General features: G+C 43.7%; 3 protein-coding genes. All 3 read right to left on the reverse strand.

The features are described from left to right. Nucleotide 1 precedes the first annotated feature (1 nt). Nucleotides 2-2,326: a TonB-dependent receptor gene (locus CLV51_RS16355; protein WP_106529130.1), complete on the reverse strand. Its 2,325-nt coding sequence runs from the start codon at nucleotides 2,324-2,326 to the stop codon at nucleotides 2-4. A gap of 707 nt (nucleotides 2,327-3,033) precedes the next feature. After that, nucleotides 3,034-3,585, reverse strand: coding sequence for a hypothetical protein (locus CLV51_RS16365; protein WP_106529132.1), 552 nt, complete (start codon nucleotides 3,583-3,585; stop codon nucleotides 3,034-3,036). A gap of 16 nt (nucleotides 3,586-3,601) precedes the next feature. Beyond that, entirely contained in the window at nucleotides 3,602-13,654 is a 10,053-nt protein-coding gene (locus CLV51_RS16370; protein ID WP_106529133.1) for an RHS repeat-associated core domain-containing protein, read from the reverse strand. Between the last annotated feature and the right edge of the window lie 3 nt (nucleotides 13,655-13,657).

The raw sequence follows: 13,657 nt of genomic DNA on the forward strand, positions 1-13,657 counted from the left end.
TTTAAAATTTATAGCTAAGGTTAAATCCGCTGTACCACGTGGCTTTATAAGGGCCGGGAAGATATATATTCGGCGTCGCTCCGCTGAAATTAGCATTCAAAAATACCATCGTATAATACCGGCTGCCAGTGATATTATTACCACCTGCAAATACATCCAGATTAAAATGTTTTCCCAGGGAATGCTTGTACCCTAATTTGGCCTGCAATAACGTATAGGCATCAGCGTAGTGATTATTATCGTAGGTAATAGGCATTTTATCTACATACTGCAAAGTAGTATTCAGGTAAACGCCCCATTTGGTAATAAAATCTATTCCACCGTTGAAAAGATGCGGTGCTACGCCGGAAGCTTTGTTACCGCTGTAGTCAATAGTTTTGGGATTATTGTTATTATCACTTTTAAAATGATCATAGGTAAAGTTGGAATACGTATAACTGATAAACGGGCGTATCAGTGAAAATACAATTGGTTTATCATACCGTATAGTATAAGCCAGGTCCACTTCTGCACCGCGGTTTTGTTGTCCGCCGGCATTGGAGGTAACAGTATACAATACAGTGCCGGTATTATCTGTTATCGCCTGTGAGGTGAGTTTATCCTTTATCTCCATGTCAAATACAGCCAGCTGAAAAGACAGTCTTTCCTGCAACAGGTTTCCTTTTGCGCCCACCTCATACTGTATTGATTTTTCAGGTTGCAGGTCTTTATTAACCTGGCTGATCTGTGGAATAATCACCTGTCCGGAGGTAGGTGCGGAATAACCTTTGCTTACACCCGCATATACTGATACCGCCTCATTCAGCGATTTCAATACAGTAATTTGTGGGGTAACTACGGGTGTAAATGTTTTATGTCCTGATTGGTCTTTGTGAGTAGGATTTGCTGAATTGGCTAAACGGTCGGTAATGCCATATTCAATATAATTATTGCTTACACCTGCCGTGACCGTAAAACCCTGCGGCAGTTTTATCTCCCACTGTGTGAAGATGTTATATTGCATGGTAGCCAGTTCCAGATCACCACCAAGCGCACCGGGTACATTATTGGCGAGGCCATAACTCTTTTTAAAAGAATTTGTTTTCTGGTATTCTGCGCCAATTGTACCATTCCAGGTAATGGCGTTGCCTGCGAAGTTCAATCCCAATGCAGTACGTGCACCAAGATTCTGCACCATATTGCTGGATAACCCTACTGCAAATGCCTGCGATTGTTTATATCCGCTGAAGTAAGCGCTGGTAAGATTGCTCACATGGGAAGAAAATGCGTAGTTATGGGAAAGCCCTGCACGATAGGTTTCAAACGCTACATAACCGTGATTATTCAGATAAGGCACTTCACCTGTATCTTTTTTCTGTGCAAACTGTATACTGTCCAGTTGCCCTGCCAGCTGATCATTAGAACTGTTATAGGCAGTATAAACAGAGAAGGTTTGTTTATCATTTGGATGAAAATCACCGATGAAGGAAACAAAATCTTTTTTAGAGGCGCTGTTGATGCGATAGCTATCATAGTTCTGATGTCCGTAGTTCAGCATAACAGAAGATTTATCATCCGCATATTCCACGCGTGTATTGGTACGGAACAAACCGTAGCTGCCTGCCAGTGCTTCCTGTGTAATGCGGGTGCCCAGGGTAGCCGGTTTTAATGTATACATTTTCAGTACACCTCCAATGCCGCTGCCATACAAGCTGGAAGCAGGTCCTTTGATCACCTCCACGCGGCCTAATATAGAAAAATCAATATCATCCAGGATGGTAGTGCCTTCCGCATCTGTAACCGGAATACCGTTCAGATAAGCTTTATAGCCGGTGCCATTAAAATTGGTACCGTTGCCATATCCGCGGATGGTGATACGCTGTCCGCCTGACATGGTCCTCTTTTCCATTCTTACGCCCGGCACCAGGTTCAGGGTATTTTCAAAGAACAATCCATCATTACGTTGCAGGTCCTGCCGGGTAAGTATGGCAACAGATTTAGGCACCAACAGGTTGCCCTTGGCAGTTGCGGCATTTACCGTTATTTCATTCAGGTTATAGCTGGCCGCTGTAAGGCCTATCATGAGTTGTTTGTTGCCATCTTTACCTTGTACCGTTTGCGGATCATAGCCCGCTGCCATTACAGTAAAGGCATAGCTGTTATTACAGTCCAGGTTGAAATTACCTGTCACATCTGTTGTTGCTAATATTTTGCCGTCAGCAGATATAAACGCGCCCTTCACGGGTACCTGCGTATAGATATCATATACTTTTCCATGCAGGGTTTGCTGTGCATAGCATTGTAAGGATATGGCTGTCATCAGCAGCCAGGTAGTAATTGCTCTCATTCGTTTTTTTGCTTATTATGTTCAGGATAGTGGTTAAATGCGGCGTCTGTGGATCCGGTATTATGCTGTATTAACGGGTAAAAGGCAGGCATGCAGGGTCATAGCAATGCCATTGTGCGTAAAGTTTTTTTTCATTGCAAAATGTTGATTAAGGATGATTACAAACTAGTTGGCCAGTGATGTGCGGGTCATTGTTCACAATAAAGTCGGGTTCATCAGGGGGCGGTCATTTATGCTATTGCACAGCACACGCTGGATCTTGGTTGAGTGGTCTTACAGTTGATTCTTTTCTCTTTTAATTGGTCTCACTCATTTCGTTTTTCATTTACTACCGGGTCAAAAAGCCCTGCAGTAATGTGGATAGGAGCTTTCATTGTTCATTGACAGATTAGTGATAAAATAAATGGTAAGTCGTACTAAGATTATAAAAGTAATAAAAAATTATCTTGTTCCTAATTTTTCCCTGACTTTCTACATTATTTCTGCTAACACGTTAGAGCTAAGTGTTTTATTCATTACTACCGATGTTATTTCCATCTTAATTCAGATTTGGCATAGGGAAGTTACTACAGTATCATTGGATTTCAAATGTTACAAGCAATTTGACAAATCCATGTTCTATGGCTGAGGGTAAAAAATACAAATTGACATCAGATTGTAATCTGATGTCAATTTGCCGGATTCGTTCGGTGTGGTTGTTGATATGCTTATTCCACCTTTTTAATTACAGCAGTGCACTCAGCAGGAAAATCCTTGCCGCAGTTATTATTCAGGATACAATAACTGATCTTCTCTCCAAAAGTAAATCGTTGTATAATATAACCTTGTACCGGGCTATATTTCTTCACTGTATCATTAAAAGAAAACAGATACGCTGCTTTATAATAATTCAAATCCATGATCTTATCAGGCATTTTACCCTTTTCTGCCTGGATTGCTGACGTATCCTGCACAATGGCAAATAACCCAAACGATTGTTTGAATGTGTCAATAATTTCAGACCTGGATGCGTACTTCTTTTTGCTTAAAGCACATATAACGGAATCTATTTTCAAGGGCATATTTGATTTAAGCAGATATAAATCACCGATGTTTACGGAAGCAACTTCAATAAAGTTAGATGCATAAATCCCATTAAAAGCAATAATGTAACTGTTTGTACTCACTTCCACTGTTTGTGCAAAAGAAGAATAGTACCCGATAGTTAAAAAGTATGTCAGCAGACTTATCTTAAATATTTTCTTGGCTTTTAGTTTCATAAACTAAGAATTTTAATTAGGGATGCACCGCTCCGGCCGCAGCTCCTGCAGCAGCTGCGGCAGCCGGATCTACGGCCGGAGCCGGTCTTTGTGGTACTGATTGTAATATGTCTGATACGTTGGTTTGAGTCACTCCTTTCAAACCATCAAACGATACCGTTGTCTTTTGGTCAGGGCTTGATTTGATCTGCCCGGGGAAGCTGAAAACAGCAGTACCATAATTTAATATCCCGCCTCCGGCCCCCGCGTGTCCGGCAGGCGTATTATCAGGGTCCCTGACTTCTTTCAGCGGATGCAACCGCAAAAAGAAGTGGGTAACCTCATGTGCTAAAGTATGGCTTTTTTGGTTTCTCGCACTGTAATACTGATCGTTTACACTAATATTAAATCCGTGCTCAAAATAACCATCTTCTGTTACCGGCAAATTTGTTGGCTCAGCAGGAACAACCTGTTCAGATATGTGTTGCCGTTGCACTATCACACCTCTATATTCAGTTTTTCCTGCTTCATTAAGCTTTGCAAATTTATCATCTCCTGCAAGCGTTTTATGCTTACTATCAATAGTGCCCTTGTCATCAACCTGAAAAGTGGTGACATTAAATTTCCAGACAACATCGTGACCTTCGGCATCTTTAAATTTGTCATCTTTAAATTCCTGCTTCAAATCACTTTCCACACTCTTTTTAACATCTGCATCATCCGCCGGAGTTTTTGAGTAAAAATGAACAGACTTCTCGTTTCTGGATATGGCAACATACACATCCACCTCAACAACACGCTTCATAGTAGTTTTACCTTTTTTATCTGTATGCGCCTCTAAATACTGTACTCCTTCCAGGCCATCTAAATCAACCGCCCGAATAGGTGTATTACTTGCAAATTGATAAGGTGTTAATTCAGGATACTTCTTTTGTAATGGGTCTATACTTAAAAACCGTCCTAACCTCGGATTATAAATCCTGAATCCATAATCATACACATTCCCCTGGCCATACACTTCGTCAGATTTTTCTTTTCCATTAAATCCATACCTGTACCCCTCTTTACTATAACTCCTGCCTACCAGTGTCATCCCAAATGGCGCATAGTCGCTTGCACTCATTATATCTGCATCATACCCATTATTTGCAAAGAACTTCTTATCGGATACGGTAAGCAATACGTTACCCAAATGATTGTTCATTTCATACTGCCGGGTACCGCGTAGCTGCTGGTCGCTATAGGTAGCGCCTAACTTGCCCAGGTATTGTGAAGGTAGGGAAACGTTGTTATTTAATATTGCGTTTCTGTTTATTGTCCCCAGCCTGCTGCTACCATATACATACTGCTCATTTAAGGTTACCCGGTTACCGTTATTATCCAGTTGGTACACCGACAGTGTATTTCCCTGAGCATCACGGGCATACCAGGTAAAAACAGATTTACCTTTTGTCCGTACTTCCTTGCTGATGCGGTTACCTGCTACATCGTAAGTGTATGCAATAGTGCTTCCATCTGCTTTCGTTATCTTCTTTATTTTTCCGTATAATGTCCACTCTATATTATTTATACCTTCTTTAAAATCTTTTATGAGATTACCAATTGCATCATAAGTATAATTGCCCGGCGCCTGGTTATCAATATCCTCACTATACGCAGCATCCCCAACTGCATCCTTTACATAATCCAGCAGGTTGGTGCCATTTCTATACTGATAGGTAAGCTGATCCATGGCTGGCTTGTCCGCACGGCCATCACGCCTGTACGTTTGTATATTACCGTTAGCATCATAAACAATACGCTCACTGTAAGCATTGGTGGGCGTAATAGCGCTCCAGTTGTTACGCAGGCTATCAAAACCTTTATAGGCATCCATACTGACCAGGCGATTCAACTGATCATAACGGTAGTTATACAATTGCGTTTGCAGGCCTTTGATGCTGACATGCATGCTGCTGATATTGCCGTTAAACAAGTCTTTGTAAACGGTACTACCCAAATAGCCACCGGCACTGGCAAATGGCTGTACACCGGCATTGATGGCTTTATAATCGCCCATATAATAGCTGAGGCTATAACCAAATGCATCACGGCTTGCGAGGCCTGCACCATCTCCATTCATATCAAATGCCGGATTCAGTGCCGTGCTATTTACCCCTTTCATCCAGCCCTGCAGGGTATAAGCATAATCCAGCCCCTGTACCCTGTTCTGTCCTGTTTCCTGACGGGCCAGCGAACCATGTTTATAGTAGGTATAACGGCTTTCATGTTCTTCCACATTCTTATCGCCAATATAAGCCGACCGGGTACTGATGTATACATCTGTTAACCGGTTTACCGCGTCATATTCATAACGGTGATACAATGCATCTGCCTTACCCGGCTGATAGCTCACCAGGTTTACCTTGCCGCTGATCAGGTCATAGCCGTAAGCCACCAGCTTAAACTGGTTATAACCATTTTGCGACATGGCACCGGTGCGATAATGATGTAATAAAGTATCTACATTCCCATGTACATCATAGCTGTAATAAATACCATAATCATAATTGAGATAAGTAGGTATATATATGCCATTTACAAATCCACCATACTGTAGTTGCGCAAAGTATTGCGCATAACTTACACGGTTGCGCAACGCGTAGGCTTTCTGGTTAAACTCATTGTATAAACTATTGATAGTGGGAGATGCAACATCATATACTGTGCGGGTTACCTGCTGCTGCGGATAACGATTATTGGCATAGTTGATCCAGCTGTTTAATGATACCGGGTTTGCAGATATCGTATTAGTGATCTGGTTAGGTTGTTCTTTCTCTCCTACTTCTGTTATCCTGCCCATTACATCATATGCAGTGTAACTGTATTTATTGCTTTTTAATTGCTCCGCATTCCTGCTTACTGCCAATCTTCCCAGTCTGTCATACCAGAAGCTGCTGGTACCGGCATCTGGTGTATACTGGCTCACTATATTATTCAGGCTGTTATAACGATATATAGTAGCCATGGTGTGAGCAGGCGCCTGTAACTGTCCGGCAGCACGTTTTTGCGCTACCTGGTCCAGCCAGGCTTTATTACGGTTAGGCTGCACACCTGCAGGAGGTACTGTTTTTATCAGATTACCCGACTGATTGTAATAATACAACGTGTAGTGGTATTCACTTACTGGATGCAACACGGCAAATTGTTCGTAAGCACCGGCACTCAAACATTTGCGGCTGTAGCTATCGGCAAAGTTGCCCACCAGCGAGTCTTTATAGTGACGGAATATTTCTGAGGCAGCGGCATATGCCAGCGATATACTGTCTTTACAAGGGTCCGGCTGTACATCAGTAATTGTCTCAAAGGACGGCCGGGCGAAGCTACAAAGCAATAACGTATCCGGATACACGCTTTTGCTAACGCAAGGTGTACCCGGCGTTGCAGTAGCACAATTATTATCAATATCCAATCTGCCTTTTGAAGAGAACAGGCTCTTTATAGCCACCAGCCCCAGTTGGGTGCCCAATGCATTATTTACAAATGTGGTAAATACATCGCAGCGGGCAGCGGTATAGTTTACTACTAAAGTAGCTCCTTTACCGACAGGCAAACTGCTTCCTACGCCACCGAATGTATACCGTTTATAGGCATTGCTCTCATCGTTGAGATCCAATACAAACGGATAGTTCACTGCACTGGCATGCACGGCATCGTAATGCGGCTTTAACATGGCCAGCATATCAAGACCAGGGAAATCCTGGTTACTATAAAAATCACCGGACGAACCTATATTGGCTATTTGTGTTACCGTTGGAATTATTCCCTGAGGAGCACCATCATGAAATGGTTGGCTTACCCAAACAGTGGAACTGGGAATATAAAGCCCTGTTACACCAGATAAGACACCATTAACATTCATATTAGCGGCATACCTGAAATGCGCTGCACCATTACTCCATGGATACATCATGGCAGATAGGCTCAGCTGCGCAGCGGTAATATTTGCATTGCCAGGTATTACATTCAGATCCAGGTGAAAACTACTGCGCTCCGTATACCAGTAACCACTGGTCCAGGTACCGGCTTCCAGGTATGGATACGTTGGATCCGGACGACCGGTAACATCCACGTTACCATCGTTACCAAAATAAGTGTGCAGCAATTTATACATTGGCACATTTACCGGTTCACTGATGATATTGTTGCCTGCAGGATAGCGCTGTATGAAACGGTTCCAGATGTTTTGCAATGTGTCCTGCCGTACATATACCGTATCACTCCAGGGCAGCTGATTCAGCTTATAGCCGCAGCCATTCACCAGCCAGTCGGCATAATTGGCGTACGTATAGCCGTTGCCCCCTGATCCCAGGTATTGTGCAAAGTACCATTCAAACAATTGCTTTGCATTCATGGTGGTATCTACCCACTGTCCGCTGATAATTGTTGAGCCGGCAGCAGGTGCCAGCATGCGGGCAGCTTTGTGGTTGATCATCGCTGTATCAGGCAACGGTGTTGCTTCCTGCACAGGAGCAGTAGAGAGTGCGCGCGCAGAAAGAGCGGCAGCGCCGCCACCACCTGGAAGATATATCTTAAAAGTAGCTCCATTCAGATGTCCCGGAAAATCGGCGATGAAGTTTTTATATGTTTCGCTCAACAGCGCACAATTAATAGTTGCCGGCATCACCACACCAGCAGCAGGAACGTTCAGGATATCCGGAACAGTGCTGCAAGGTGTGCTTGTGCTACAACTATTATCAGCAGGCGATCCGGTATAAGCAGGTGCATCATTGCAGTTATCATTAATACTTAATGCTGCATGGTATTTATATAAGTCTTTTATTTCTGTAACATTCAGACTTGTACCCAGTACATTATTTACAAATGCAGTGAATACATCACAACGTGCGGCAGTGTAAGAAACATTTAACCGATTGCTGAATGCGTAACGGCCATCCTTATGCAAATCGCCCTCTATTACAGCGAAAGCAAACGGATAATTTACTTTTACAGCACTTACATTATTGTAGGCAGACTGCACCAATGCAGTAGCATCCAGGCTCGTAAAATCCTGTGCACTGATAAAAGTAGTTGTTGAACAACATACTATTCCATCCGTAACAGTAGGTATTACAACAGTTGCTGTGCCTAACTGCGATGGGGCTTGCAACAGATTATTTACTCCCGGAATAAAGAACCCACCGGCCATACTTATCTGGGCATGCGGGTTATCATTAATGTTACGATAATGTGCAGATCCAAAGCTGCAATTGCCTGTACTACCCCCCGGATTGCAGGAAACCCCTTGCCAGTCATACAAGCTATAGGTAGCACTGGTGATGCTGGCATTTAAAGGCAGTAAACCCATCTTCACCGGTAAATAGGACCGTTCCTCTATTGTAAGTCCGGGCACACCATTAAGAGATCCGTTAGCAGCACGCTCCATCACCGGGCCAGGAAAATGACCCACATCCCATTTATCGTATACATAGCCATTTACCCATTGCGTTTGATTATATCCCTGGAACACATCCACAAAAGATAATACCGGTGGCTGGTTGCTGCCACCTATGTCAATCGTTTCACTAATGGTTGATTGACTGGCAGGATATTTATTATTGAATTGATTCCAGATCTGTTGTAATGCTGATTTATCTGCATAAACAGTATCGGTACTCCATGGCAGCTGATGCAATTTATATCCGCAGCTGTTGATGAGCCAGTCGGCATAATTCAGGTACGTATATCCCTGACCTTGTAACCCAAGCTGACTCGTAAACCACCATTCAAAAAGTTGTTTCGCATCGAGGGTGGTATCTACCCATGTACCGGTAGGGGTAGGCGGAGGGGCTACCGCCAGCGCCGTTGCTGACATAGTTGCAACCGTTGTATTTGTTGGGGCAGGGGTGCTTCCACTTCCCGGCTGCGGGAAGACAGTTACCTTACCCATTGCATCATGCACCGTTGTTAACTGCTCACCGGTTTGCGGATCAGTAACAGTAGTTGTATCAGGGAAAGTGTGTACGGAACTGGCAACAGTAGCCATACGTGCAGCCAGGGGCTTAACAGCCGGTATAAACATTTTAACGGTAGCACCTTTATTATGTTGCGGAAATGCATTCTGATACAACTCGTACACATGCTGCAATTTTGCACAATCCACCTGGCCTGGTTTCGTTACACCGGAAGAAGGAAATGTTAATGAATCAGCGTATGCAATGCAACCGCCGATAACCTTTTTCATAATGCTGCGGGTACTACTGGTACTGCCTTGTGCAGCCTTGCACTGTTGTATAAATGTAAGATAGGCATCTACCGTTTGTTGCTGCCCGGTTTTCATGTTCATAAATTTCACAAACAGGTTATTCTTTGCTGTTTGTGATTCATTATCCCATGTTTCCGGCACAGGGGTAATGCCGGGGTATTTTACATTAAATGTGCTGTAAGCTGCCATTACCGTATCGCAGGTAGTGCAGGCAGTGGTTGTTCCACCGCATTGCAATACCGGGGGCAATAGTATAGGCTGCGTCAGTTGCTGACACTGATTACCGGCACAAAGCCCGCGGAGTGTATCCAGCGCACCATTGCTGATAGTAGTATTATATACGCGCAGCATATAGTTACTGAACGAACCATAACTGGCCTGCAATTGCAGATAACGATTATATTTCTGTGTAATATTATCACACTCGCACGCCGTGGGTTTACCACTTACCTGTGCATTACCTGTTCCCAAAGGCTGGTTATAGGCTGCAGGTACATCTATCAAAAAGCCATTGCAGATAACGGCATCGGGGTTGCCGCCTTTCACTGTATTTACATAATCCCGTATCGCATCATCAAAATTCTTCCAAACGCTGGTGCTGCCTGGTTTTACGCTGCTGGCACCAAAAGGATGCGTGGCATCTCCACCTTCCTTACATACACTGATCAACCGGTTGATGATGGCAGCAGAATCTGTAGACTGAACAAATCCGCAGGCAGACAACTTATTCCACCAATAGCTGGCGTAATTAATACAATTGGTGTTTACCATCGCATCCACCTGTTGCTGCACCTTTTGTTTTACCAGGTTGGTATCAGTGGCATTCAGCAAACTGTTATCGATATTTGCAGCGATGATATTTTTACTGTTCTTAAATACACGGGATAATTCATCCGGTACTGCCGGCATACCTCCAGCAAAAAGGTACCCCTGCTCTACTACCTGGCGTTTTTCCTGCAGATAAGCTGTTTTAAAATAATTCCAGGCCTGATCCAGCTCCGGTGTGCAAAGCAATGTAGTGTTGAATACATTCCCTGCTGTTTCAAACTGTTTTTCGCAGGTTGCATCCAGTGCACCACCAGTTCCGCACTTCACCATCGTATTGGAAAACGCCCACATATTGATATAAACCGCACTAAATATCAACTGCCTGACCTTCCTGTATCGCAGCATAATATCTTTCATCACGGCCACCTGGCTGGGGAATCTTTTGAAATACGGATCAGGATTATTGGCAGAAAAATTAGATGCCGGTGCCTCCGTCATTGCCAGCGGGTTCAGGAAACCTTTTTGTACTGCCTCCTGAAAAGTGCTGATATTATCCATCTGCTCATCCCAGTTATGACTGTCGCTGATGGCCTCCCATCTGTCCAGTATTCCTTTTTCAGGATGTACATAAAGGAGTGTATTTGCCCAGCTATCTTTAAAATTATCGGAGAAATAGTCTTTGAATGCAGCTACACCTGGTCCGTTAAACCGATATTTACTGATGCTGTCATTAATAATATCCAGCTTATTATTATCATCGTAATAATAAATTCTTCTGAAAATACTGGAGAGATGCAGGAAACGATTGTTATCGATCACCGAATTAGGATCCGTAAAACCGGGCGTATGCCGCGCGTACAAACCAAATGGTGGTGTCATCTGCTGCAGCATCATGTCGCGATAATTTTCATACGACTTTTTCTGAACAGTATCTTTTTTACAATTCGTTAATTCTTTCTTTACCAGGGCCATTTGCTGGCGGTAAAAATCTTCAAAGCTCAGACAAAGATTATTTTTCATGTAGATGCTGTCCTGCATGTAATCCATACCATATCGACTGATAGAAAGCCGCTTGGCTACACTGTAGGAACCTTCTTCCAGGAAAACGCTGAAAGTAGTATCTATCTTTCCTCCTGATTGTCCACAACCACTGGTGATATTGTTCAGCGAAAAATTATGTTTCTCTATCGTTACCGGTTTTTTATCCGGCATATGCTGGTTATTACAATCATCTGTAATAGTGATGTTAAGATCGTACAGGCAATCATAGCACACAGGTTGTTTGTTGCAGTTATCCAGCAGCATTGACTGCGGATCTACTGAATAATGAAAGGTATAGGTGCCTCTTTGTGGAACCAGCAAGCCTTGCGCAGCTACTATGTCACTACCCGAAATAATGTTATTGGTAGGACTGATCAATATATCTGTTTGCAGTGAATCCCGGTAAGATGCCAGTGTGGCCAGGCTGGCTGGAGCAGATCCGGCCAGTGCAGTAGCTACTGTTCTTCCCTTCATATCTACATAACTAACACTGTATTGCCCGTTGGCATCACGTACCATGTTTTTGCGGTAATGGGAAGCATCACCGGCTTCCGTACCAAACAACGCATCCAGGTCGCTCTGGCTGGCAGGCCCGTAATAATATTTTGTTTCCTTACCACCGCCCAGCTGAAATACGGGACCTGCTCCTCCTTGTGCCGCTATGCGCCCGGTATTGTCCTGTACATATTTTATTTCTGAAAAAGGATATCCTTCCGCATCGGGAATGTATTTATTAAACCCGTTATTTACATCAGGATTTTGTGGCGAATAGTAATTGGATGTACCGGCAGACACATTCATGGGCCTTGCGCCGGTAGCACAATAATCCGCCGGATTTATCAGCGTATCATATTGTGATGCATCATAGTATACAGCACTGTTGATGTTGTTCCGGTTAAAGCCCGGCGTAAATCCTATCACATTATTCACAGTAGGTGCCGGCAATACCTGTATGGCCGGCCTGCCCTGCTTATCATAATAAGTAGCCCCTACAATAGTGGTGTTGGTGGTATTATCTTTTGTTACCGTTTGCCTGTTACGTAATGTACCATCGTAGTATTGCACCACACTTTTTCTTTTTCCTTCTTCCGCAAAAGAAGTGGAAGCCTGCCAGTTGAGCAACGGCTCATGATTACGGATGACTGCCTGACCGAGTCCGGCACCACCAAAGTCGCTGCTCCAGCGGGTCGTCTGCCGTTCTCCGGATGACATTTTCTGGGCACCTCTTACACGGCAAAATACGGTACCGTCATTGTCGTATAAAAGCGGAATACGATAGCGTGTATCCGTTACTGTTACCCGTGTAGCATTATTTCTGAATATATTGGCAGGATAGTCCGGCGCCCCTGTATAACGGCTCAGCATATCCGCACTTACAAATGCCCATTCCAGGTCATATTCTGCAGCGCTTTTACTGATACCCCAGCTCACTGCCAGCTCATCATTCATCACATTACCGGAAATCGCAGTAACATCGCAACCGGCGCAATTCATCGCATAGTTACGGTTAATACGGATATCAGCAGAAAGCATTAAAAAACGGAGCGCAGTGGCCGGATCTATTCCTTTTGCCGTTATATCGGTAACGACTATACGTACCTTATGGGCATCATTGAAATAGAAGATATCGTTTTTATTATAAGCATTATTCTTACTGTACGTAAGCGTAAACGCACGGTTGGCAATAGTGCCTTCCTGTGTACTGTTGGCAGGCGTATAATAAATAGTTGCCTTCAGTACTACAGAAAAAGTATCCGGCAATGCCCCGGTAGCCGTGCTGAATTGCTCCGGCTCATTATAGGCAAACGTGATGATGTTAATCATCTCGCTGGTACTTAGCACGGTAGACTTCCTCGCAGGCGTGAGCAGCAAAGAATCTGTTACTACCAGTTCAGCATTCTTTACCAGCTCCCCTTTATTGCCTAACAGGGAAACCGTATTTTCTTCATATTTCGTTTGTGCAAATATCTGTTGACCTGTTACCAGGCTCAACATAGCGTACAGGCTTATTGCAAACAGGATACTAATGCGCTTCATAAG

The sequence above is a fragment of the Chitinophaga niastensis genome, from assembly GCF_003014755.1.
In the GTDB taxonomy this organism is placed as follows: domain Bacteria; phylum Bacteroidota; class Bacteroidia; order Chitinophagales; family Chitinophagaceae; genus Chitinophaga; species Chitinophaga niastensis.

Excerpts from the sequence above, each read along its gene's own strand:
- CLV51_RS16355 (WP_106529130.1), bottom strand. The coding sequence starts at position 2,326 with ATGAGAGCAATTACTACCTGGCTGCTGATGACAGCCATATCCTTACAA.
- CLV51_RS16365 (WP_106529132.1), bottom strand. The coding sequence starts at position 3,585 with ATGAAACTAAAAGCCAAGAAAATATTTAAGATAAGTCTGCTGACATAC.
- CLV51_RS16370 (WP_106529133.1), bottom strand. The coding sequence starts at position 13,654 with ATGAAGCGCATTAGTATCCTGTTTGCAATAAGCCTGTACGCTATGTTG.